Source organism: Altererythrobacter litoralis (assembly GCF_036324225.1).
GTDB classification, from domain to species: domain Bacteria; phylum Pseudomonadota; class Alphaproteobacteria; order Sphingomonadales; family Sphingomonadaceae; genus Erythrobacter; species Erythrobacter litoralis_A.
Genome location: NZ_JAZDQV010000016.1, coordinates 1 through 21,509, shown reverse-complemented (window position 1 = coordinate 21,509; position 21,509 = coordinate 1). Strand labels below are relative to the sequence as shown.

Sequence of the window (21,509 nt, the reverse complement as noted above, 5' to 3'; positions counted from 1 at the left end):
AATCGAAGCGGCCTATGGCGCCTGTGATTGCCTCGAAGAGCCTGACGCTCAGCCGCGACCTGCCGCTCGACAGTGGACAGGCACTCGCGGGTGTGCAGATCGCCTTTGAGACCTATGGCGAACTGGCAGAAGACAGGTCCAACGCGATCCTGATCTGCCATGCGCTGACGGGCGACCAATATGTCGCGTCGAACCACCCCATCACCGGCAAGCCCGGCTGGTGGGAACGCATGGTCGGCCCCGGCAAGGTGGTCGACACGAATCGGTTCCACGTTATCTGCGCCAATGTGATCGGCAGCTGCATGGGATCGACCGGACCTGCCAGCAATGCGGCAGACGGTCAGCCCTATGCCATGCGCTTCCCCGTCATTACGATCCGCGACATGGTGCGGGGGCTCGTTGGCTTGCTCGACGAGTTGGGGATCGAGCGGCTACACACTGTGATCGGCGGATCGATGGGCGGGATGCAGGCGCTGAGCCTGGCGGCAAACTGGCCCGAACGTGCAGCTCGCGTTCTCGCAATCGCCACCACGGCGCGGCATTCGGCGCAGAACATCGCCTTCCATGAAGTGGGGCGCCAAGCGATCATGGCCGATCCCAACTGGCGCGGCGGCGACTATTACGGCGCTGAGACCGCGCCCGACGCGGGGCTGGCGGTGGCGCGCATGGCGGCGCACATCACCTATCTCAGCGAAGAAGGCCTGACGGAGAAGTTCGGGCGCAACCTTCAGGACCGCGACAAAAAGAGCTTCGGCTTCGATGCCGATTTCCAGGTCGAAAGCTACCTGCGCTATCAGGGGTCGGGCTTCACTCAGCGGTTCGACGCCAATTCCTATCTCTATATCACTCGTGCGATGGATTATTTTGACCTCGCCGAGGAGCATGGCGGCAAACTGGCGAACGCCTTCGCTGGTTCGAGGGCGCGCTTTTGCGTGATCAGCTTCGACAGCGACTGGCTCTATCCCACCGCCCAAAGCCGCCATATCGTCCACGCGCTCAACGCGGCAGGCGCGCCTGTCAGCTTCGTCGAACTGAGCGCGCCATTCGGGCACGACAGCTTCCTGCTTGACGTGCCTGCGCTCGACCGGGTGATGAAGGGCTTCATCGATGGCTGACACGCTGCGCCCCGACCTTGCCGTGATCGCGCAGAACATCGCGCCCGGCAGCCGCGTGCTCGATATCGGCTGCGGCGACGGCAGCCTGATGGCGGAGCTTGTCGAGCGTCAAGGAGTGGATGCGCGCGGCCTGGAAATCGATGCCGCGCAGGTCGAGCGCTGCGTCGCGCGCGGCCTGTCGGTGGTGCAGGGCGACGCCGATAGCGACCTGGCCGATTATCCCGACAAGGCCTTCGATTACACCATATTGTCGCAGACGCTGCAGACCGCTGCGCGGCCCGACCGCATGCTCGATGAATTGCTCAGGGTGGGGCGACAGGCCTTCGTCAGCTTTCCCAATTTCGCCCACTGGCGTACCCGCAGCGCGCTGATGCTGGGCGGGCGCATGCCCGTGACCCGGGCACTGCCGGTGAGCTGGTACGAAACGAAGAACATCCACCACGTCACCATTGTCGATTTCCGCGAACTGGTCGCAGCCAAGGGCGTGCGGGTGGAGCGCAGCTGGTTCTTTTCAGGCGGACACGAGATCGGCCCGCCGGCGGTGAACTGGCGCGCGGAATTCGCGCTGTTCCAGCTCAGCCGCTAGCTTCTGACGTTTTGCCTTAACCTGCGCGGTGAAGCGCGCAGAGCTTGTTGCCCGAGGGATCGCGGACATAGGACAGGTTGAGCGTGCCCATAGCACCAGTGCGGGGCCCAGGGGGGTCTTCGATGCTGGTGCCGCCATTGGCGACGCCCGCGTCATGGAATGCCTTGACTTGTTCCAGGCTGTCGCAGGCAAAGCCTATAGTCGAGCCATTGCCCGCGGTCGCGGGATTGCCGTCGATCGGTGTCGAAACCGAAAAGATGCTGCCGCCATGGAAGTAGAACAGGCGCACTGTGCCGTCTTCCTTCACATCGCGCGATGGCTCGCCTGCGCCGAGCACGCCCAGCACAGCGTCATAGAATTTCTTCGAAGCTTCGATGTCGTTCGATCCGACCATTATATGGCTGAACATTATCCGTTTCTCCCTTGGTTGCGGCGCATGCCTAAGCCACCCCAGATAGTACGACAAGCACGATGGTAGCGCACTGTTCATTTTCACTGGTATAGGGTGCCGCCATGAGCTTCATCCTGATCGCCGCCGCCATCGGCCTCGCCGCCCAGGCGACCGCGCCTGTCGTGCCCGCAACTCCACCAGCCGCCCCGCTTTCACAGGAGAACAAGGCGTTGGTCCGTTGCTCGGCGGCCTTCGCGCTCGTTTCTTTCGGCCAGGAAAGCGGCAATGCGGAGGCGCAGAAATGGCCTGCGACCGACCCGCGCGGGCGCGAATTCTTCGTCCGCGCTCTGGCGCAGGTGATGGACGAGACCGGCCTACAGCGCGATGCGGTGGCCGGATTGGTCCAGGCTGAGGCCCAGCGGTTGCTCGATGAAGCGCAGGTCGATGCAGTAATGCCGGCCTGCTTGACGATGCTTGAGGCTTCAGGGGTCTGAAAACTCGCGATCATGCCAATTCCGCCGGTGGATTTGCCGCGCGAATTGCTGCATGAACCCCGGCAATCATGTGGCGCCTTTACCAATTCCCGCTTTGCCCTTTCAGTAGAAAGATCCGCTTGCTGCTGGGCGAGAAGAACGTGGCCTACGAAATGGTCCGCGAAGACCCGTGGTCGGCCAGCGACTATTTCTGGAACCTCAACCCCGCGGGGCGCACGCCCGTGATGGTGCACCAGGAGCGCGATACCGTGCTGTGCGACAGCCGCGCGATCGCCGAATATTTCGAAGAGACGGTCGACAAGGCGCCGATGATCAACGGCACCGCCGCCAATCGCGCGGAAATCCGCCGGCTGGTCGCGCTGTTCGACGAGAATTTCTACAATGACGTCACGGCGCCTCTGCTCAACGAGCGGATGAAGAAGCGCATTGTGCTCAACCAGCCGCCCGATTCCCGCGTGCTACGCGAAGCGATGAAGCTGGGGCATGGCCATCTCGACTATATGGACTGGTTAATCGACAATCGCCCTTGGCTGGCGGGTTCGACCATGAGCCTGGCGGACCTTGCGGCGGCAGCGCAGATTTCGGTGGCCGACTACCTCGGCGGCATCGACTGGGCGGGGCACGAGCAGACGCGCGGCTGGTATTCGGTTTTCAAGAGCCGGCCGAGCTTCCGCCCGCTGCTGACCGAGCGGATGGGCGTGATCCAGCCCCCGGCGCATTATGCGAAGGTGGATGGTTAGGAGAAGGACATGGCGGACAAGGTCGAGCTTTCCGAAGCGGAATGGCGCGAGAAACTGACGCCCGAACAATATCATGTTCTGCGCGAGGCAGGGACCGAGCGCGCTTTCACCGGCAAGTATGACAAGCATTACGATCCCGGCGAATATATGTGCGCGGGCTGTGGCACCAAATTGTTCGACAGCGATGCCAAGTACAATTCGGGATGCGGCTGGCCGGCCTTCACCCGCCCGGCCGACGATGAGACGATCGAGGAGCGGCGCGACATGTCATATGGCATGATCCGCACCGAAGTGCTCTGCGCTAAATGCGGCGGGCATCTGGGCCATGTCTTCCCCGACGGACCGCCGCAGGAAGGCGGATTGCGCTACTGCATCAACTCGGCGTCACTCGACTTCGAGCCTGAGGACTGATCGCGGCGGCGGAAATTCCGCTTTGGGCCGTTCACGCAATGTTACAACTCGCCTATGCAAGCGGGCGAACCATTCTGCCATACAGGGTCGGTGCGTAATTTTCGATGTCGAAGCGTGGAAATGGCCTGGTGAACAAGGATAAGCGCGGCAGCCGCCGAGCTGCGGCTGAGCGCGCCCAGTCGACCCCGCCGTCGCGTAAGCGCAAGAGCGGTGGAAGCGGCGGAGGCTCGCGTTTTTCGCGCCTGACCAAGCGTATCGCTATTTGGGGCGGTGCCTTGGCATTGCTCGGCCTAATTGTGCTGGGTGTTGCGATTGCGTCCGCGGTCCAGTCGCTCCCGAGCTATAACCAGCTCAAGGCCACACAGACCGCGCAAACAATCGTGGTTCGCGCGCGAGACGGGACCGAGATCGTCGAACTGGGCCCGAGCTATGGCGAATGGCTCGACTATGATGAAATACCGCAAGTGATGAAGGATGCGATGGTGGCGGTAGAGGATCGCCGCTATTTCTCGCATCTGGGCGTGGACCCGATCCGCCTGACCGGCGCGATCCTCGAATCCTTCGTCGGCGACAAGCGCATCGGCGGCACATCCACCATCACCCAGCAGCTCGCGCGCAATCTGTTCCTCAACAACAACCGCTCGCTGGACCGCAAGCTGCGCGAAGCGGTGCTGGCCTTCGCGCTCGAATGGAAGTTTTCGAAGGAACAGGTGCTCGAGCTTTATCTCAACAAGGTCTATTTCGGCGGCGGAGCCTATGGCATCGACAGCGCCAGCCGCAATTTCTTCAGCCATTCCGCGACCGATCTTTCGACCCCCGAGGCCGCGATCATCGCCGGGCTGGTCAAGGCCCCCTCGCGCTATTCGCCCACTGCCGATGTCGATGCGGCGGTTGGCCGCGCGCAAGTGGTGCTGCGGCTGATGCGCGAGCAGGGCTATATCAGCGCCCAGGCATCCTCGGTCGATATCGACGCGGTCAATCTCAAGCCGCGGATCGGGCAGAACTCGGCACGCTATTTCACCGATTACGTATTGCCGCAGCTCGACCTGCTGCTGCCCGAGACGTTCGAGCCGATCGAAGTGTGGACGACGCTCGACGTCGACATGCAGCGTGCGGCGACTTCGGCGGTGAGGGCCAACACCCCGCCGGGCTCGCAAGGCGCATTGGTCAGCCTCGACCGCGACGGGGCGATCCTGGCGATGGTAGGCGGCACCGATTACGTCGAAACGAACTACAACCGCGCCACCAACGCACAGCGCCAGCCGGGTTCGGCGTGGAAGCTCTTCGTCTATCTCGCCGCGCTCGAGGCGGGATACACGCCGGACGATAGGGTGGTCGACACGCCGACCGAGATCGACGGCTGGAGCCCGCGCAATTCGAACGGAAAGTTCGTGGGCGAAATCGATGTGCGCACCGCCTTCGCCTATTCTATCAACACTGTTGCGGCGCAATTGGGGCAGGATGTCGGTTTCGGCTCGGTCGCCTCGATGGCGCGCCGGTTCGGCATCACTTCGCCGATCTCGACCTTCCCGTCGATGGTGCTGGGCTCGAGCGAGGTGCGGCTGATCGACATGACTCGCGCTTTCGCCGCCGTTTCGGCCAAGGGCACTTCGGTCGAGCCTTACGGCATCATGCGCGTGACCACCGCGAGTGGGCGCGAGATCTACCGCCACGAGCGCGCCCGCTCCAGCCAGCTGGTGCCGAGTTATGTTGCTGCGGGCATCACCGACCTGCTGCAGACTGCGGTCAACACCGGCACCGGGCAGGCGGCGCAGATCGGCCGCCCGGTTGCAGGCAAGACCGGCACCACCAGCTCGAACAAGGACGGCTGGTTCGTCGGCTTCTCCTCGGGCGTCACCACCGGCGTCTGGATGGGGCGTGACGACGCCAAGGCGGTGCCGGGGCTGCAAGGCGGCCGTGCTCCGGCACGCGCCTTTGCCGATTACATGCGGGTCGCCGTGAAGGACCGACCGGTCGAGGAATTCGAAACCGAGGTGAAGCTGCCCGGCTGGATGCTCGAGCCCGATGACGAATATCTCTACGGCAACCCCGAGGATTACTACTTCATCGACGAACAGGGGAACCTGATCGAACCGGGCCGTCGCGAAGGAGGCCAGCCCTTTGGCGTGGAAGGCGAGCAAGGGCCGCGTCCGCAGATTCCGGTGCCCCAAGGTGAGGCGGGGCAAGCAGCGAGCGACGACTTCCTAGAGCGCGCCACCGGCCAGCGGGTGCCCTCGGATGCGCCGCCGATGCCGCGCACGATTCGTCCCTCGGATACGGCGCGCGAGCGTTCATCAAACCCCCAATAAGCACCTCCCAATCGAGGGAACAAGGCAGGGCGCCGAAGCGATAAGCTTCGGCGCCCTGCCTTGTTCCAATCAGTTGGCGACGAGCGATTAGCGGAACCGCACCGCCACATAGCCCGGAGGGCCGCCGCGACGCTGGATCTGCAGCAACACCGCTTCGCGGCCGGATTTCTCGGCGTCAGCCACCACCGCTTCGAATTCGGCGATAGTCGCAACCTGGCGGTAGTTCGCAGTCAGCACGATATCGCCACGCTGAAGGCCCTTTCGTGCCGCATCGGCATTGGGATCGACCCCGCCGATCACCAGGCCAACAGTGTTCTCGGCCGCGCCAAGCTGGCGGCTGATCTGCGGCGTAAGCGTGAGCAGTTGGAGTCCGAGCTTCTCTTCGATCACAGTGCTCGAATCCGCCGGCGTGTCGGGCTGCTCTGCGTCGGGATCGAAGGCTTGCTGGCGGCGCAGCTCTTCCTCGCTCGGGCGCTTGCCGACCGTGGCCATCACGCGCACTTCCTTGCCGTCGCGGATCAGGTCGATCGGGATGCGTGTGCCGGGCTTGATGTTGGCGACCAGGAACGAGAGCGTCTGGTCATTGGTTACTGGCTTCCCGTTGATTGCAGTAACTACGTCACCCGGCTTGATCCCCGCGCGTTCGGCGGCACCATCTGCCTGTACCGTTTGCACGAATTCGCCGCGGTTGCGCGGCAAGCCGAGCGAATCTGCCAGGTCTTCGCTCACCGGCACGATGCTGACGCCGAGGAAGCCGCGCTCGATTTCGGTGCCAGACCTGAGCTGCTGGACGATCGGAGCAGCGATCTCTGAAGGGATGGCGAAGCCGATCCCCACGCTGCCGCCATTGGGCGAGATGATCGCATTGTTGATGCCGATCACATTGCCCTTCATGTCGAACAGCGGGCCGCCCGAATTGCCGCGATTTATGCTGGCATCGGTCTGGATGTAGCGGTCATAGGCTCCGCCGCCGGTGTTGCGCAGCACCGAGGAAACGATCCCGCTGGTCACGGTGCCGCCAAGCCCGAAGGGGTTGCCGATCGCAATGACCCAGTCACCGACCCGCGCTTCGCTCGAATCGCCGAAGGTCACGAAGGGGAAAGTGCGGCTGCTCTTGATCTTGAGCACCGCAAGGTCGGAAGCGGCATCGGCGCCGACCAGTTCGGCTTCGTATTCGGTCCCGTCGGGCATGGTAACGGTGATTTCTTCCAGCGTCGCGCGATTGTCAGGCGCGATCACATGGTTGTTGGTCACCACATAGCCGTCAGCGGAAATGATGAAGCCCGAACCGAGCGACTGGCCTTCGCGGAACTGTGGCCTGTTCTGCTGGCCGTTGCCGCGCTGGCCGAACAGGTCGGCAAAGGGCGTTCCGGCGAAGGGGTTGGTGTTGACCTCGATCCGCTGGCGGGTCGAGATATTGACGACGGCAGGCTGCAATTGCTCGGTCAAGTCAGCAAAGCTGCTTGGCGCACCAAGGCGCGGCACGATCCGTTCGATCGCCGCGTCGTCATTCTGCGCCACTTGCGCACCAGCGGGAAAGCCGGTGGCGAGCGACAGGGTGGCACCGCCAAGCAGAAGGGCACTGGTCAGTCCGTATACGTAACGCACAGGCTTATCGTCCTCTCGTTAAGGTCAAATTCGTTTCAGGCTTCGGCAGGCCGGGCCTGGTACTTGCAAGCAAGCTGCACCTTATGGGGTTAGGTGCACTTAACCGTGTTTGAACGGCGCCCGTCACCTGCAGAGTTTGGTCAGCCGTTCGTCGGTTCCTCCGTGTCCGCGTATTCCGCCAGCCGCCGTCAGCGGCGGCCGCGGAACTGACGGAAATACTCGCTGTCTTCCGATAGGATCATCGAACTGTCGGCCGTTCCCTGCTCGAAAGTGCGGCGATAGCTCTCCATCGCACGGTAGAAATCGTAGAACTCCGGATCCTTGCCATAGGCGGCCGCGTAGGTTGATGCGGCATTGGCTTCTGCCTCGGCGCGCACAATTTGAGCGTTCTTGCGACCCTGCGCGCGGATCGTTTCGGCTTCCTGCGACCGGTCGGACTGCATGCGGGTGAAGGCCGCCTGCAGCGGCGTGCCTTCAGGCAAGTCGGCACGTTTGATCTGCACGTCGATCACCTGTGCGCCATATTGCCGCGCCTGCTCGTCAAGCTTGAGCCGGATGTTCGTCATTGCATTGCCGCGCTCGGCAGTGAGCAGCGATGCGAAGCTGCGCCGACCCAGCTCCTGGCGCAGCACCGAGGTGAAGATCGGTGCAAGCTGAACGCGCACGTTTTCCTCCGCCCCGGCGTTTTCGATCATCTGCACGGGATCGATAATGCGGTATCGGGCATAGGCGTCGACCTGCAGGCGCTGCTGGTCGTTGGTCAGCACTTCCTGGCGCTCCATGTCGAGGTCGAGGATGCGCCGCTCGACTATCTGCACACGGTCGACGAAGGGAATGCGCCAATAGAGTCCGGCCTTGGTATCCCCGAATTGCACATTGGGCCGGAAGATGTTGACGACCTTATAGGGCTCGCCCGTGCGGATGATGACCGCCTGCTCGCTCTCGGAGACGATGAACAGGCTTGAGAATGCAGCCGCTGCCAGCGCAATGATTGCGATTACCGCGGCCTTGTAGTGTTGCCAGATGCTTTCCATGGCTTACTGCCCTCCTGCCCGCTGCTGTGCTTCGCGCGCGCGCCGCTGCACTTCGGGGAGCGGGAGATAGGGGGTTACCCCGTCCGCTTCGATGATGGTCTTGTCGGTCTTAGACAACACGCTTTCCATGGTCTCGTAATAGAGTCGGCGCCGGGTAACTTCGGGCGCGAGGCGATATTCGGCATAGATCTGGTTGAACGCGGCCGCGTCACCTTCGGCGCGCGCCAGCAATTGCTGGGCGTAGCGGCGCGCCTGGTTGATGTCGCGCTCGGCATCCTGCTGTGCTGCGAGCACATCGTTGAATGCTTCGATCACCTGCTGCGGCGGGTCGGTCTTGTCGATTTCGATACCCTGCACTGCGATACCGGCGCGATAGGCGTCGAGGATTGCCTGCATGCGGTTGCGAACGCTCTGTTCGATATCGGCGCGGCCTTCGCCTGAAAGCACCGTATCGAGCTCCTGCTCGGCCACCGAGGCGCGCATTGCCGCTTCGGCGGCTTCGCGCACGGTTTCTTCAGGTTCTTGCAGGTTGAACTTGAATTGCTTCAGATCCTTGATGTTCCAGCGGATGAGGTAGGAAAGATCGACCAGGTTCTGGTCGCCGGTCAGGATCAGCTTTTCCTGATTGTCATCGGGGATCTTCTCCGAACGGATTTCGCTGACGTTCTCGACCTCGACCTGCTGGATCGGCCAGGGCAGCGAGAAATTGGTGCCAGGGTTGAGTGTGCTCGAATATTTCCCGCCGAGCCAGGTCACGATGCCCTGTTCGCGCGGCTGGACGAAGTGCACACCGGTGGTGAACAGCCATACGGCGACCACGCCGCCCGCGAGCAACGGCAGCCAGCTTTTTCCGCCGGGCCGTTCGGGCAGGCTCAGGCTTGGGCCGCGCGGGCCACCGCCACGACGCCGCGGACCCTCGGGGCCACGATGCTTGAAAATATCCTCGATGCTGGCCGAGCGGCGCTTGTCGTCTTCGCCGCCGGGTAGCCAGGGATTGCGCGGGCCGGAGCTTCCGTCGCCTTCGTTTGCCGGTGACTGGTCGTCTCCCGGGGGATTTTCCCCGCCGCTGCCGCCTCCCCAAGGGTTTTTCTTGCCGGCCATTGGAAGGCCGATCGATCTTCTGAAACTGTCGAACATATCCATGTCACTCTTATAGGTGCGCTTCCCGCGAAAAACAGGGGTTGCGCGCGCGAAATTGATGCTAGGGGCTGCGGCCATGGAAAAACAGGATTTGCTGGCACATCTCCCCGAAGCGATCTCCGCGCGAGTTGGTTCCGCCAATATGGTGGGGGATCGTGCCGTGGTGGTGGTCGATGCCACAGGCCTCTCAGCAGGCGAGCGTGAGGCGGTCGAGCGAGAAATTGTCGGTGCGCTTGGTTCGCTTGACGGCGTGAGCGATGTGCGCGTGGCGATGATGGCTGACCGCGTGCGCCGACGGATAATTGCGGTTGGATCGGGCAAGGGCGGGGTCGGAAAGTCCACGCTCACCACCAATTTGGCAGTCGCGCTGCACCGGATGGGGATCAAGGTCGGCGTGGTCGATGCCGATATCTACGGCCCGTCGCAACCCAAGCTGCTCAAGCTTGAAGGGATGAAGCCTGAAGCCGCCGATGACAAACTGGTTCCGGTGACGGGCGAGCATGGCGTGCCGACGCTTTCGATGGGCTTCCTGGTCAAGCCGGCGCAGGCGCTTGCCTGGCGTGGGCCGATGGCGGGCAACGCACTGTCGCAACTGATTGACGCGCAATGGGGCGATGTCGAAGTGCTGCTGGTCGACCTTCCGCCGGGCACCGGCGACGTCCAGCTTTCAATGCTGCAGAAGCACAAGCCCGACGGGGCGATACTGGTCTCGACCCCGCAAGACCTTGCCCTGATCGATGCGGCCCGTGCCGGCCAGTTGTTTGATACCGGCAAGGTTCCGGTGATCGGCCTGGTCGAGAACATGGCGGGATACCAGTGCCCGCATTGCGGCGAAGTGTCCGATCCATTCGGCAAGGGCGGGTTCGAAGCTATGGCTGAGAAGGTCGATATTCCCTTCCTTGGCCGAATCCCGCTGGCGCTGCCGATCCGCGAGGCGGGCGATAGCGGCAATCCGCCTGCAGCCGGGGACACCGCAGAGGGTGAAGCGTTTGCAGCGGTTGCACGCAAAGTGGCCGATTGGCTGGAGCGGGAGCAGGCCTGATCATGCATGTCACTCGCCGCGGATTGCTGACCGGAGCCGCGATCGGCGGTGGGTTGCTGGTGGCATGGACATTCTATCCGCGCCAGTTTCCCAATCCGCTTGAAGCGCGCGAAGGCGAACAGGTGTTCGATGCCTGGCTCAAGATTGCGGCGGACGGCGTCATCACTGTGGCTGTGCCGCAGCTCGAAATGGGACAGGGCGTGACCACGCTGCTGCCGCAAATCATCGCGGCGGAACTGGGTGCCGACTGGCGCCAGATCGGCGTCGAACCGGCGCCGATAAGCGGCCAGTATGCCAATGTCCCGCTGGCGGCACGCTGGGCGCCGATGTGGATGCCCTTCGCAGCCGACCTCGCCAGCGAACCCGATGCCTTCCTTGCTCAGCGTTTTGCCCAGAACAATCGCCTTTGCGCCACCGGTGACGGTACTTCGCTTGCCGCGTTCGAGCAGCCTTGCCGCGAGGCCGCGGCATCCGCACGCGCAATGCTGGCGCAGGCGGCGGCGGATCGCTGGGGCGTATCGTGGGAGCAATGTGAAGCGGCCGATGGCTTCATCAGCTATGGCGAGCAGCGGTTGAGCTTTGGCGAGCTTGCCGTTGAAGCGGTGGAATATGACCCACCCGATCCACCGCCGCTCCGTTCGGCTCCCTACAGCGAAGAGTCGCCTTCGGGCGAGGTGGGTGCGACAATTGCATTTCCCCGGCTCGACTTGCCCTCGAAAGTCGATGGCACGTTCCAATTCGCGGGCGACGTGCGGTTGCCGGGCATGGTCTATGCTGCGATCCGCCATGGCCCGGTCGACAAGGCCGAACTGGTCGAATTCAATCCGTTCAACGCGCGTAATGTCCGCGGGATCGTGGGTGCGGTGAAAGGCAAGCGCTGGCTTGCAGTGGCAGCCACCAGCTGGTGGGCGGCAGAGCAGGCGCTCGACACCATGCATCCGCGCTTCAGCGTAGACTATCTCGTGAACAGCAGCGAGATCGAGCAACGCTTCGATGACGCGCTTGCGACCGGGAAGCCCGAAAGGATCGCCAGCCGCGGAGAGCCTGACGCGGGAATGGACAAACCCGATCTCGCGCTGCGCTACGATATCGAGCCTGGGGTTCATGGCACCCTTGAGACTTCGACTGCCACTGCCCGCTTAACCGACGGCAAGCTTGAACTGTGGATCGCCTCGCAGGCGCCCGAGCAGGCGCGCATTGCGGCTGCCCGCGCACTCGACATCGGGGTTGAGGACGTGGTGCTCTATCCCATGCCCGCGGGCGGCAGTTTCGACCGCAGATATGAGCATGACCATGCGATCGAAGTGGCGCTGATCGCGCGGCAAATCGGACGCCCGGTGCAACTGGTCTGGTCGCGCTGGCAAGAGTTGCTCGCCGCCCGCCCCCGCTCGCCGGTGGCGATCGTCCTTCGCGCGAAATTGAGCCAGGATGGCGAAGCCCGGATCGATGCGCTGCGTACCCGCATCGCCATGCCTCCGGCCAATCTCGAATTCGGCCAGCGCCTGTTCGAGAACAAGGCGAGCTGGGCGGCGATCAGCGACACCGAAGGCGCGGCGGATTCGCTCGCTTGCGAAGGTGCGGTCCCGCCCTATGCCATCCCCAATGTTGCGGTCGATCATATTCCGGTCGAGATCGGGCTGCCGGTATCGCGCATGCGGGGCAATGCGCACGGCTACACTGCCTTTGCGGTCGAAAGCTTCATTGACGAGATCGCCAGTCGCAACAAGCGCGAGCCGCTGTCCTTCCGCATGGCCATGCTCGGAAGCGATACGCGGCTGGCCGCTTGCTTGCAGCGCGCGGCGCAGATGGCAGAGTGGGACGGCGGCGTGGAGCGGAGCGGGAAGGGGATCGCCTGCCATCGCATCGGCGACGCCGAAAGCGGCGGCAGGATCGCTTGCGTCGCGACCGCGCGAGCGGGCGAGGGTGGGGTGCTCGTCACGCGGCTCGTTGCGGCGGTCGATATCGGGCGCATCGTCAATCTCGACATCGCGCGCCAGCAAATCGAAGGCGGGTTGGTTTTCGGCCTCGCCATGGCGATGGGAGCGGGAACGCGTTACGCTGGCGGGCTGCCGACATCGCAGCAACTCGCCGCGCTCAACCTGCCGCACCTTGCCGATTGCCCGGAGATCGAAGTCGAATTCATCGCCAGCGAAGCTCCGCCCGCCGATCCGGGCGAATTGGGGGCGGTGATAGCTGCGCCGGCCATCGCCAATGCGCTTTATTCTGCCACTGGCTTGCGGTTGCGCCGACTGCCCCTACTTTCGGGCGGTCTATGACCTGGCAAATGCAATCGATCCCGTCCGATCACGCGACCGTAAAGAGCGGTCGGATCGGCGTGCTCGTCGTCAATCTCGGCACCCCCGACGCGCCCGATCCTGCTTCGGTTAAGCGCTATCTCAAGGAATTCCTTTCCGACCCGCGCGTAATCGAGATTCCAGCGATCGTCTGGCAAGTGATCCTGCGCGGTATCATCCTCAACACGCGGCCAAAGAAAAGCGCGCAGGCCTATTCCAAGGTCTGGACAGAGGGCGGCTCACCGTTGCTGGTGATCACCCGCGATCAGGCGAGCGGATTGCAGCAGCGGCTGGGCGATGCGGTGATCGTGCGCCATGCCATGCGTTATGGCCAGCCTTCGATCCCGAGCCAGATCGAGGCGCTGCACGCGGAGGGCTGCGACCGTATCCTGCTCGCTCCGCTCTATCCGCAATATTGCGCCGCGACGACCGCTACGGTCGTCGACAAGGCAGCCGAGACGCTGGGCGCGATGCGGTGGCAACCGGCACTGCGCACCTTGCCCGCCTATCACGACGATCCGGCCTATATCGATGCGCTGGAAGCCGACATTACGCGCCAGCTTTCGACGCTCGATTTCGAGCCGGAAGTGCTGCTGCTGAGCTTCCACGGCATGCCGCTGCGCACGCTCCATCTGGGCGATCCCTATCATTGCCATTGCCGCAAGACGGCGCGGCTGCTGGGCGAGCGACTGGCTGCGCGCGACGAATATGCCAAGCTGCGGATCGAGACGACTTTCCAGTCGCGCTTCGGCCGTGCGCAATGGCTCGAACCGGCGACCGATCACACTCTGCTGGCGGAGGCCGGCAAGGGCACCAGGCGGCTGGCAGTCGCAGCACCCGGCTTCGCGGCCGATTGCGTCGAGACGCTGGAAGAACTGGCGATCGAGGGGCGCAAGGAATTCCTGGGAGCAGGCGGCGAGCACTATGCAGTGCTGTCCTGTCTCAACACTTCCGACGCGGGGATGCACATGCTCGAGGCAATCGTCCGGCGCGAACTTGCAGGCTGGATTTAGCCCAGGGAATTACTTACACTTAAGTAAGTAACCAGATCGCTCGCAATTCAGGATTGCATATCGATGGCCAGCATCGCTCAAACTGCTCCAGTTGCCGAAACTCCCGCCGAATTCCGCCCGACGCATTGGTCGCAGCGACTGCTCGATGGCGCGCTCGACCATATTCCCGGCGACGCCGGCTGGCCGATTATGGGCAACACTTTTCGCATGCTGGCCGATCCGCATGGCTTCGCCCGCCACATGGTCGAGACTTACGGCCCGGTCTACAAGAGCCGTGCTATGGGCGGGTGGTCCGTGATGCTCGTCGGGGCCGACGCCAACGAACTCGTGCTGTTCGACCGGGAGAAGATATTCTCGTCGGAACAAGGCTGGGGACCGATCCTCGATCAATTGTTCCCGCGCGGGCTGATGCTGATCGATTTCGAGCACCATCGCGCAGACCGGCGCGCGCTCTCGATTGCGTTCAAGCCGGAGCCGATGCGTCACTATTCGGGCGCGCTCAACAGCGGCATTGCCCGCGAAGTGGCGAAGTGGGGCGGCAGCCCCATGCTGTTCTACCCGGCGATCAAGCAGCTCACGCTCGACCTCGCGGCGGACAGCTTCATCGGCATCCCGTGGGGGCCGGAAGCAGACCGGATCAACCAGGCCTTCGTCGACATGGTGCAGGCCTCGATCACTCCGATCCGCAAGCCTTTGCCCTTCACCCCGATGAAGCGCGGTGTCGACGGGCGGGCTTTCCTGGTCGATTTCTTCAATCGGGAAACGCATCGTCGCCGCGCCGAGGGCGGCGGGCAGGATATGTTCAGCCAGTTTGCCACCGCGACGATGGAGGACGGTTCGCTGATGCCGGTCGACCAGGTCGTCGACCACATGATCTTCCTGATGATGGCGGCGCATGACACGATCACTTCCAGCGCTACCTCGCTGATTTACCTGCTGGCGAAGAACCCCGAATGGCAAGACAGGCTGCGGCAGGAAATTATCGCGGTAACCGGCGGGGCCGACGCGCAAGGCAATCCAAGGCCGCTCGACTATAGCGACCTCGGCAGGCTCGAGTTGACCGAAATGGCCTTCAAGGAAGCGCTGCGGATGATCCCTCCGGTGCCTTCGATGCCGCGCCGCGCGCTCAAGAGCTTTGAATATGGCGGCTATCGCATTCCGGTCGGCACGCCCGTGGGGATCAATATCCACCTGGTCCACCATTTAGAGGAATATTGGCCCGAGCCTGAGAAGTTCGATCCGATGCGCTTCACGCCCGACAAGGTGAAGGCGCGGCACAAATATGCATGGGTGCCGTTCGGTGGCGGGGCGCATATGTGCCTGGGGCTGCACTTCGCCTATATGCAGGTGAAGATCCTGATGGCGCAGTTGCTGCCGCGCTATTCGATCGAGATTGTTGAGGGATACGATCCCGCGTGGCAGGCATGGCCGATCCCCAAGCCCAAGGACGGGCTGAAGGTAGTTTTCAAGAGTCTCTAGCGCGCCAATCGGATCCGAAGGATCCGCGAGGGCGACCGCCCGCCCGCAGCGATGCGACCTTCAGGTCGCGTGAGCGAGGATAGCCAAGGCTGCGGACGCAGCCGCCGGCGCTTTAGGCTAGAAGTCAATTGCAATCCCGTCTTTCTCCCAATCGCCATAGCGGGTGGGGGAGAGCTTCTCATCAACCTTGCCCGGCTTGGGCGCGGGCGGCGGATCGTTTGTCCAATGCGCCGGCTTTGCGAATTTCTTCGCCGCTTCGGATTTCTGTTTGGCCATGATGCAAACATGCGCGCACTGGCGCTTGGATTCAATACCGACTAACCGCCGCGCATGGCACAGCCTCCCGGAATCCATGCGCGCCGCGCCGCCCTGCAAATGCTAGATGCGGTATTGCGCCGTGGCGAGACGCTCGAACAGGCGGAAGGCCCGGCGCTGAAGCAGGTGCGCAGCGCGCCGGACAAGGCCTTGGCGCGCGCCATCGCCAATGAAGTGCTGCGCTGGCTGACCGATCTCGATGCGCTGATCGACAGCGTTACCAGGCAGCGACTGCCCGATAACGCCAAGGCGCGCGCCGTGCTGCGGCTGATGCTGGTGCAATGGTTGCGGTTCGATACACCTCCGCACGCGGTGGTGGCGACCGGCCTGCCGCTGCTTTCCGGTGGCCCGCGGCGGCTGGCGCATGGCGTGTTCTCGACCCTGTCCAAGCAGGCGGTCGCGTTGCCCGAAGTGCCAACGTTGCCAGAGGCTGTGGCATTGCGTTGGGGCGAAATGGCATCCGAAATCGCGCCGGGCCTTGCTGATCCGCCGCCGCTCGATCTTGTGCTGCGCGATTTCCAGCACGATCCGGAACACACAGCGCAATGGGCGGTCAAGCTGGGAGGCGAGAGCTATTTGCCCGGTCATGTGCGTCTTTCCCGCGGCGCGACGGTGGAGAAGATCGAGGGCTTTCGCGAAGGCGTTTGGTGGGTTCAAGACCTTGCCGCTTCGCTTCCCGCGCGGCTGCTGGGTGAAGGCAAGAGCAGGCATGCGCTGGACCTCTGCGCCGCTCCGGGCGGAAAGACAATGCAACTGGCGGCCTCGGGCTGGAAAGTCACTGCGCTCGATCTCAGCAAGCGGCGGCTCGACCTGCTCAAGGACAATCTCAAGCGGACCGGGCTAAAGGCGTCGCCGATCCGCGCCGATGCACTGGCATGGGAACCGAAGCACCAGTTCGATGCCATTTTGCTCGATGCGCCGTGCACCGCCACGGGCACTTGTCGCCGCCACCCCGACGTGCTGCACCGCATTGGAGAGCGCCAGATCGAGGAGATGACCGAACTGCAGGCGGCGTTGCTCGAGCGGGCGGCTGGCTGGCTCAAGCCCAGCGGCGTGCTGGTCTATGCGGTGTGCTCGCTCGAGCGCGAGGAAGGTGAAGATCAGGCCGCGCGGGTCGCGCTGGAACCGCTCCTGATCGCGGCGGACGAATTGCCTGCAGGTATTGTTCCTTCGCCCGAAGGCTGGCTGCGCACCCATCCGGGCATGCTGGCCGAGCACGGCGGGCTCGACGGGTTTTTCGTCGCGCGCTGGATCAAGCGCTGAGCGGCTCCCAACGCAAGGTCAATTGCGCGCATGGCTTGTCCATCTGGCTGACTTGCATGGTGGCCGTTGCCGCATCTTGCCCGGTAATGGCGATGTCGAACGCGCAGTCGAGCTCGATGTAACGGCGCATGACCATCTCGCCGCCGGTGACAAGGAATGGCGCCCCATCGCACAGCAGGCTCACGACCTGACGGGCTATTTCGGCAAGGTGCGGCGCATTCACATGGTCGCCCGAGCCACTGAAATAGGGATGGCCGGGCATCAGTCCTTTCGCCTTGGTCACGAGCGCCATGGCGCAATCGCCGTTCAGCGAAGACACTAGCGGCAGCTCGCGCTCTGACAGGCCGAGAAGTTCGCGCGGCGCATATTCGAAACCGGCTGGCGCATCGTGCGAGACTTCGCCTTTTGCCTCGGCTCGCCAGGCCTCGAAGTTCCTGTTGCGGAACACCACGCCGCGCCCGCGCATGGTGACGATCAGCCTGTCGCTTGCATCGAACAGGCGCGTCTCGAATGCGAGCCTGTCATCCACCACGGTCCGGGCGAACGTCCCTCGGGCGGCCATTCCTGCGGCGCGATCTCCCAATTCCCAATCGGTCCAGGTGAGTGCGCTCCATTTCCCTTCTTCAAGCGTGCCCAGCGCAGACGATGCACCCACGCTGGTCCAGTAATTCTGGGTCTGGAGCGGGATCGGGTGTTGCGGCGGCAATTCAAGCCAGGGCCATGCGTCCGTATCTGTAGAGCAAAGGAACGAAACCGTGCCGTCGCCCTCGACCTTGCGGCCGTATGTATAGGCTTGGCTGCTTGGTGCCGGCATATCCCTCAGCTATCCGATTTCACCTTCGAGGCGAAGCTCTTGCGCAGCTTCTGCAGCTTGGGCGGGATCACCGCCAGGCAATAGGGATTGCGCTGGCCTTCGCCTTCCCAATACTCCTGATGGTAATCTTCGGCGTCATACCATTCGGCAGGCCCTTCGATCGTGGTTACGGCACTTTGCCCGGGATGTTCCGCATTCCAGCGGGCGATCGCGGCTGCAGCCTCGGCGCGTTGGGCGTCGTCGAGCGGAAAGATTGCGCTGCGATATTGCGTGCCGATGTCATTGCCCTGGCGATTGAGCTGCGTCGTGTCATGTGTGCCCATGAACACGTCGAGCAGGTCGGCATAGGACAGGATTTCCGGGTCAAAAGTCACGCGGATCGCTTCGGCATGGCCGGTGTCGCCGCTGCACACTTCCTTGTAGGTCGGGTTGGGCTTTGTGCCGCCGATATAGCCGCTTTCCACATCGCTCACGCCCACCACATCACGGAAGACCGCTTCGGTGCACCAGAAACACCCGCCCGCAACGATCGCCTGCTGCATTCCGTTCATCGAAATCTCCTTTGTGTCGCGAGATAGGGAACGCCTTTGCCATTGTCATCGTTTGCGTTTCAACTACCGCACAAACCATGGATATCCGGGAAAGGGACTGAACCAATGAAGAAGCTGATTTTCGCTGCTGCACTGCCGGCACTCGCTCTGGCAGCGGCGGCACAGGCTGATCATCACCAGGCAGGCGAACACGCAGGCCATGGCCAGCATGGCGAGCACGCCCAGCACACTGTTGAAATGTTCATGAAGCATCACGGCGAGGCGCTGTCCGGTGCGATCAACCATCCTACCCGCGACGAAGACCGCGTGCGCGACCAGTATCGCCATCCGGCCGAGACGCTGGCATTCTTCCACGTCGCGCCGCACATGAAGGTGGCGGAATATGCCCCCGGTGGCGGCTGGTATTCGCGCCTGCTGGGCCATTATTTGGGCGGCGAAGGGCAATTGGTCGGCGTTTACGGAAACCCCGTCAGTGCCTCCAGCGATCCGGCGCGCCAGCAGGCAATTCGCGACTCTGCTGCGAAATTCCCGGCTGAAGTCGAGGGCTGGACGGGCCTGCCTGCCGAACGCTTCAAGGGCATGACGCTGGAAAACATTCCCGAAGACCAGCTCGGCACTTTCGATCGTGTGCTTATGATCCGTGCGCTCCACGGCATCCTGCGCGACAATATTGCCGATAGCGAGATCCGCGCCTTGCGCAGCCTGCTCAAGGATGGCGGAATGCTGGGCGTGGTCCAGCACCGTGCAAAGCCGGATGCAGCCTTTGGCTATACCAGCGGCAATCGCGGCTATCTGCGTGAGGCAGATGTGATTGCGCTGATGCAGGTCCATGGCTTCGAACTGATCGACAAGAGCGAGGTCAACGCCAACCCGCAGGATACGGCAGATTACCCGCAAGGCGTGTGGGAAATGCCGCCCAGCCTGCGGACGAAGCGCGCCGACCTGGCCGACCGGGGCGAAAGCGACCGCATGACGCTGCTGTTCAAGAAGCGGCCGTAGCGCTAAGGGCGGCGCCATGAGAGAAATCACTGTCGCCGCCCTCCAGCTGCCGCTCGGCAGCGACGACGAGGCCACCAACATCGCCGCGGTCGGTGAACTGGTCGAACAGGCCGCCGCGCGCGGAGCCCAGATCGTGTTGCCGCCCGAGCTCTTCTCAGGGCCCTATTTCTGCCAGGTCGAGGACGAGGCGCTGTTCGCACTCGCCCAGCCCACGCTCGAGCATCCCTCTGTCATCGCCATGCGCAAGCTCGCGGTGAAGCTCAAGGTCGCGATCCCGACCAGCTTCTTCGAACGCGACGGCCACCATTACTACAACACGCTGGCGATGATCGGCCCCGATGGGGAAGTGATGGGTACCTATCGCAAGAGCCACATCCCTGACGGGCCGGGCTATGAAGAGAAGTTCTATTTCCGCCCGGGCAATGATGGGTTCAAGGTGTGGGATGTCATGGGCGCGCGCATCGGCATTGGCATCTGCTGGGACCAGTGGTATCCCGAATGCGCGCGGGTGATGGCGCTGAAGGGCGCGGAACTGCTTTTCTATCCCACTGCGATCGGCTCCGAACCCTACGACTCCGGCCTCGACACGAGCCGCATGTGGCAGCGCGCGATGCAAGGGCATGCCGTATCGAACTGCATGCCGGTGATCGCCGCGAACCGCATCGGGACCGAAGGCGAACAGAGCTTCTACGGGCACAGCTTCATCGCCAATGAATGGGGCGACATGGTCTGCGAATTCGGCTCGGCTGAAGAAGGCGTGCTGGTGGCAACGCTTGATCTCGACCAGGCGACAAAGCACCGCGCCGGGATGGGCTTCTTCCGCGATCGCCGCCCGCAGCTTTACGGGCGGATCTGCGAGGACATCTGAGCAGCACCTATCTCGTCGCGCTGGGTTCCAACCGGCGGCATCATCGCTTTGGGCCACCAGTGGGTGTGCTGGCGGCTGCATTGGAAGAGCTGGCGGCGCTTGGCACCGTGCTTGCCCGCTCGCCTGTCATTTCAACCGATCCGCTCGGCCCGGCGCAGAGGCGCTTTGCCAATGCGGCGGCACTCGTCGAAAGCGAGCTTGACCCGCAGGCGATGCTGGCCGCGCTCCAGCGGCTGGAACGCGAGTTCGGGCGGCGGCGCTGGCGGCGCTGGGGCGACCGCGTGCTCGATTGCGACATCGTGCTTTGGGACGGGGGCGTTTGGGAGGGCCACGATCTTACGATCCCGCACCCCGAATTCCGCCTGCGGGACTTCGTGCTGGCCCCGGCAATGTCCATCGCACCGCAGTGGCACGACCCCGTTTCGGGTTTGTCGATAAGCCAGCTCCATGCGCGCTTGACCAAGCCGCGACCTGTCCTTAGGTGAGCGCGCGGACACAGTCCGTCCCTGCGGGGGCCCTTAGCTCAGTCGGTAGAGCAACTGACTTTTAATCAGTAGGTCGCTGGTTCGAGCCCAGCAGGGCTCACCACCTTTTCAAAGTTTTATGGTGATTCGAGTGAAGCGCCCGCGTAGCTAGGTAGCACATAGGTAGCTGAAAACAGTGCCGCTGGCAGCGGGAAGGGTGCCACTGATATTTTTCGCCCCAAACCCACATTCAAGTCGGCAAGGGCAAATTTTTCGAGATTCAATTTTTCCAAAAAAGTGGATTTTCTCTGCGCACTCCGTGTCACGGCTGCTAGCAGCCCACCTAAATTGGGTTCCATTCGTTAGGAGCGAGGCTTAGCTTCTGGAGTACGGCTTATGCCGTGCGTTGAGCAGAAACGCGTCCACACGACGTAGGAGGTTGGCTACGCAGAGTGAAGTGCAGCCTCACTCTAGGACTTTAATGTCAATTGCGCATGGTCCTTGAACCGCCCCGGGATTGCCGGAGGCCCTAACTCCTGAGAGGAAGGGTCTACGATGAGCAAGACGACGAACAAGTTT

General features: G+C 63.0%; 21 protein-coding genes and 1 tRNA gene. 15 read left to right on the top strand and 7 right to left on the bottom strand.

All coding sequences use genetic code 11. The annotated features are described in order from the left end of the window. Window positions 1-14 precede the first annotated feature (14 nt). Together metX and metW are read left to right on the top strand one after the other, a co-directional pair. Window positions 15-1,115: a homoserine O-acetyltransferase MetX gene (gene metX, locus VRS74_RS12460; RefSeq protein ID WP_354145554.1), complete on the top strand. Its 1,101-nt coding sequence runs from the start codon at window positions 15-17 to the stop codon at window positions 1,113-1,115. Beyond that, a complete protein-coding gene (metW, locus tag VRS74_RS12455) occupies window positions 1,108-1,701 on the top strand; it encodes a methionine biosynthesis protein MetW (protein ID WP_354145553.1) in 594 nt (197 codons plus the stop codon). Before metX ends, metW begins: the two co-directional genes overlap by 8 nt. 16 nt (window positions 1,702-1,717) lie before the next feature. On the opposite strand, the gene VRS74_RS12450 is transcribed toward metW, so the two are convergent. Next, window positions 1,718-2,110, bottom strand: coding sequence for a VOC family protein (locus tag VRS74_RS12450; RefSeq protein ID WP_354145552.1), 393 nt, complete (start codon window positions 2,108-2,110; stop codon window positions 1,718-1,720). 104 nt (window positions 2,111-2,214) lie between these two features. On the opposite strand from VRS74_RS12450, the gene VRS74_RS12445 reads away from it, so the two are divergent. From VRS74_RS12445 to VRS74_RS12430, 4 genes are all read left to right on the top strand, one after another. Further along, the gene (locus tag VRS74_RS12445) at window positions 2,215-2,586 is read left to right on the top strand and encodes a hypothetical protein (RefSeq protein WP_354145551.1); all 372 of its coding nucleotides are present in this window, start codon (window positions 2,215-2,217) and stop codon (window positions 2,584-2,586) included. A gap of 68 nt (window positions 2,587-2,654) precedes the next feature. Continuing rightward, the gene (locus VRS74_RS12440) at window positions 2,655-3,326 is read left to right on the top strand and encodes a glutathione S-transferase family protein (RefSeq protein ID WP_354145550.1); all 672 of its coding nucleotides are present in this window, start codon (window positions 2,655-2,657) and stop codon (window positions 3,324-3,326) included. A gap of 9 nt (window positions 3,327-3,335) precedes the next feature. Next, window positions 3,336-3,737, top strand: a complete 402-nt coding sequence (msrB, locus tag VRS74_RS12435) for a peptide-methionine (R)-S-oxide reductase MsrB (protein ID WP_354145549.1) — start codon at window positions 3,336-3,338, stop codon at window positions 3,735-3,737. Window positions 3,738-3,841: 104 nt separating this feature from the next. After that, a complete protein-coding gene (locus tag VRS74_RS12430) occupies window positions 3,842-6,046 on the top strand; it encodes a transglycosylase domain-containing protein (protein WP_354145548.1) in 2,205 nt (734 codons plus the stop codon). A gap of 87 nt (window positions 6,047-6,133) precedes the next feature. Here VRS74_RS12430 and VRS74_RS12425 read toward each other — a convergent pair whose 3' ends face one another. From VRS74_RS12425 to hflK, 3 genes are all read right to left on the bottom strand, one after another. Continuing rightward, the gene (locus VRS74_RS12425; RefSeq protein WP_354145547.1) at window positions 6,134-7,654 is read right to left on the bottom strand and encodes a Do family serine endopeptidase; all 1,521 of its coding nucleotides are present in this window, start codon (window positions 7,652-7,654) and stop codon (window positions 6,134-6,136) included. Between the two features lie 188 nt (window positions 7,655-7,842). After that, window positions 7,843-8,688 carry a protease modulator HflC gene (gene hflC / locus VRS74_RS12420; RefSeq protein WP_354145546.1) on the bottom strand — a complete coding sequence of 282 codons (846 nt, stop codon included), beginning with the start codon at window positions 8,686-8,688 and terminating at the stop codon, window positions 7,843-7,845. A gap of 3 nt (window positions 8,689-8,691) precedes the next feature. Beyond that, the gene (gene hflK, locus VRS74_RS12415) at window positions 8,692-9,789 is read right to left on the bottom strand and encodes an FtsH protease activity modulator HflK (RefSeq protein WP_354145545.1); all 1,098 of its coding nucleotides are present in this window, start codon (window positions 9,787-9,789) and stop codon (window positions 8,692-8,694) included. 115 nt (window positions 9,790-9,904) lie between these two features. On the opposite strand from hflK, the gene VRS74_RS12410 reads away from it, so the two are divergent. From VRS74_RS12410 to VRS74_RS12395, 4 genes are all read left to right on the top strand, one after another. Beyond that, on the top strand, window positions 9,905-10,870 hold the full coding sequence (locus VRS74_RS12410) for an Mrp/NBP35 family ATP-binding protein (RefSeq protein ID WP_354145544.1): 966 nt from the start codon (window positions 9,905-9,907) through the stop codon (window positions 10,868-10,870). A gap of 2 nt (window positions 10,871-10,872) precedes the next feature. After that, entirely contained in the window at window positions 10,873-13,146 is a 2,274-nt protein-coding gene (locus VRS74_RS12405; RefSeq protein WP_354145565.1) for a xanthine dehydrogenase family protein molybdopterin-binding subunit, read from the top strand. Beyond that, window positions 13,143-14,177 carry a ferrochelatase gene (gene hemH, locus VRS74_RS12400; RefSeq protein ID WP_354145543.1) on the top strand — a complete coding sequence of 345 codons (1,035 nt, stop codon included), beginning with the start codon at window positions 13,143-13,145 and terminating at the stop codon, window positions 14,175-14,177. Before VRS74_RS12405 ends, hemH begins: the two co-directional genes overlap by 4 nt. Window positions 14,178-14,240: 63 nt before the next feature. Next, on the top strand, window positions 14,241-15,656 hold the full coding sequence (locus VRS74_RS12395) for a cytochrome P450 (protein ID WP_354145542.1): 1,416 nt from the start codon (window positions 14,241-14,243) through the stop codon (window positions 15,654-15,656). A 117-nt stretch (window positions 15,657-15,773) separates the two neighbouring features. Here VRS74_RS12395 and VRS74_RS12390 read toward each other — a convergent pair whose 3' ends face one another. Further along, window positions 15,774-15,932, bottom strand: coding sequence for a DUF1674 domain-containing protein (locus VRS74_RS12390; RefSeq protein ID WP_354145541.1), 159 nt, complete (start codon window positions 15,930-15,932; stop codon window positions 15,774-15,776). Window positions 15,933-15,986: 54 nt separating this feature from the next. Here VRS74_RS12390 and VRS74_RS12385 point away from each other — a divergent pair, with 54 nt between their 5' ends. Next, window positions 15,987-17,234: an RsmB/NOP family class I SAM-dependent RNA methyltransferase gene (locus VRS74_RS12385; protein WP_354145540.1), complete on the top strand. Its 1,248-nt coding sequence runs from the start codon at window positions 15,987-15,989 to the stop codon at window positions 17,232-17,234. Here the strand turns inward: VRS74_RS12385 and VRS74_RS12380 are convergent. Together VRS74_RS12380 and msrA are read right to left on the bottom strand one after the other, a co-directional pair. Further along, on the bottom strand, window positions 17,224-18,048 hold the full coding sequence (locus VRS74_RS12380; protein ID WP_354145539.1) for a hypothetical protein: 825 nt from the start codon (window positions 18,046-18,048) through the stop codon (window positions 17,224-17,226). The two genes, VRS74_RS12385 and VRS74_RS12380, sit on opposite strands and share 11 nt — an antisense overlap. A 5-nt stretch (window positions 18,049-18,053) precedes the next feature. Beyond that, window positions 18,054-18,590, bottom strand: coding sequence for a peptide-methionine (S)-S-oxide reductase MsrA (gene msrA, locus VRS74_RS12375; protein ID WP_354145564.1), 537 nt, complete (start codon window positions 18,588-18,590; stop codon window positions 18,054-18,056). Between the two features lie 114 nt (window positions 18,591-18,704). On the opposite strand from msrA, the gene VRS74_RS12370 reads away from it, so the two are divergent. The 4 genes from VRS74_RS12370 to VRS74_RS12355 all read left to right on the top strand — a co-directional run bounded on the left by VRS74_RS12370 (window position 18,705) and on the right by VRS74_RS12355 (window position 21,054). Further along, window positions 18,705-19,598, top strand: a complete 894-nt coding sequence (locus VRS74_RS12370) for a class I SAM-dependent methyltransferase (protein WP_354145538.1) — start codon at window positions 18,705-18,707, stop codon at window positions 19,596-19,598. Window positions 19,599-19,614: 16 nt separating this feature from the next. Then, window positions 19,615-20,466, top strand: a complete 852-nt coding sequence (aguB, locus tag VRS74_RS12365) for an N-carbamoylputrescine amidase (RefSeq protein ID WP_354145537.1) — start codon at window positions 19,615-19,617, stop codon at window positions 20,464-20,466. Continuing rightward, window positions 20,451-20,951: a 2-amino-4-hydroxy-6-hydroxymethyldihydropteridine diphosphokinase gene (gene folK / locus VRS74_RS12360; protein WP_435521406.1), complete on the top strand. Its 501-nt coding sequence runs from the start codon at window positions 20,451-20,453 to the stop codon at window positions 20,949-20,951. Before aguB ends, folK begins: the two co-directional genes overlap by 16 nt. Window positions 20,952-20,978: 27 nt before the next feature. Beyond that, window positions 20,979-21,054 (top strand) — tRNA-Lys (locus VRS74_RS12355). Window positions 21,055-21,509 lie beyond the last annotated feature (455 nt).

Coding starts and splice junctions, on each gene's coding strand:
- VRS74_RS12430 (WP_354145548.1), top strand. CDS start 3,842: ATGTCGAAGCGTGGAAATGGCCTGGTGAACAAGGATAAGCGCGGCAGC.
- VRS74_RS12385 (WP_354145540.1), top strand. CDS start 15,987: ATGGCACAGCCTCCCGGAATCCATGCGCGCCGCGCCGCCCTGCAAATG.
- VRS74_RS12390 (WP_354145541.1), bottom strand. CDS start 15,932: ATGGCCAAACAGAAATCCGAAGCGGCGAAGAAATTCGCAAAGCCGGCG.
- VRS74_RS12405 (WP_354145565.1), top strand. CDS start 10,873: ATGCATGTCACTCGCCGCGGATTGCTGACCGGAGCCGCGATCGGCGGT.
- hemH (WP_354145543.1), top strand. CDS start 13,143: ATGACCTGGCAAATGCAATCGATCCCGTCCGATCACGCGACCGTAAAG.
- VRS74_RS12440 (WP_354145550.1), top strand. CDS start 2,655: ATGTGGCGCCTTTACCAATTCCCGCTTTGCCCTTTCAGTAGAAAGATC.
- hflC (WP_354145546.1), bottom strand. CDS start 8,688: ATGGAAAGCATCTGGCAACACTACAAGGCCGCGGTAATCGCAATCATT.
- VRS74_RS12395 (WP_354145542.1), top strand. CDS start 14,241: ATGGCCAGCATCGCTCAAACTGCTCCAGTTGCCGAAACTCCCGCCGAA.
- VRS74_RS12450 (WP_354145552.1), bottom strand. CDS start 2,110: ATGTTCAGCCATATAATGGTCGGATCGAACGACATCGAAGCTTCGAAG.
- metX (WP_354145554.1), top strand. CDS start 15: ATGGCGCCTGTGATTGCCTCGAAGAGCCTGACGCTCAGCCGCGACCTG.
- VRS74_RS12445 (WP_354145551.1), top strand. CDS start 2,215: ATGAGCTTCATCCTGATCGCCGCCGCCATCGGCCTCGCCGCCCAGGCG.
- msrB (WP_354145549.1), top strand. CDS start 3,336: ATGGCGGACAAGGTCGAGCTTTCCGAAGCGGAATGGCGCGAGAAACTG.
- VRS74_RS12380 (WP_354145539.1), bottom strand. CDS start 18,048: ATGCCGGCACCAAGCAGCCAAGCCTATACATACGGCCGCAAGGTCGAG.
- metW (WP_354145553.1), top strand. CDS start 1,108: ATGGCTGACACGCTGCGCCCCGACCTTGCCGTGATCGCGCAGAACATC.
- aguB (WP_354145537.1), top strand. CDS start 19,615: ATGAGAGAAATCACTGTCGCCGCCCTCCAGCTGCCGCTCGGCAGCGAC.
- msrA (WP_354145564.1), bottom strand. CDS start 18,590: ATGCAGCAGGCGATCGTTGCGGGCGGGTGTTTCTGGTGCACCGAAGCG.
- VRS74_RS12370 (WP_354145538.1), top strand. CDS start 18,705: ATGAAGAAGCTGATTTTCGCTGCTGCACTGCCGGCACTCGCTCTGGCA.
- hflK (WP_354145545.1), bottom strand. CDS start 9,789: ATGGCCGGCAAGAAAAACCCTTGGGGAGGCGGCAGCGGCGGGGAAAAT.
- VRS74_RS12410 (WP_354145544.1), top strand. CDS start 9,905: ATGGAAAAACAGGATTTGCTGGCACATCTCCCCGAAGCGATCTCCGCG.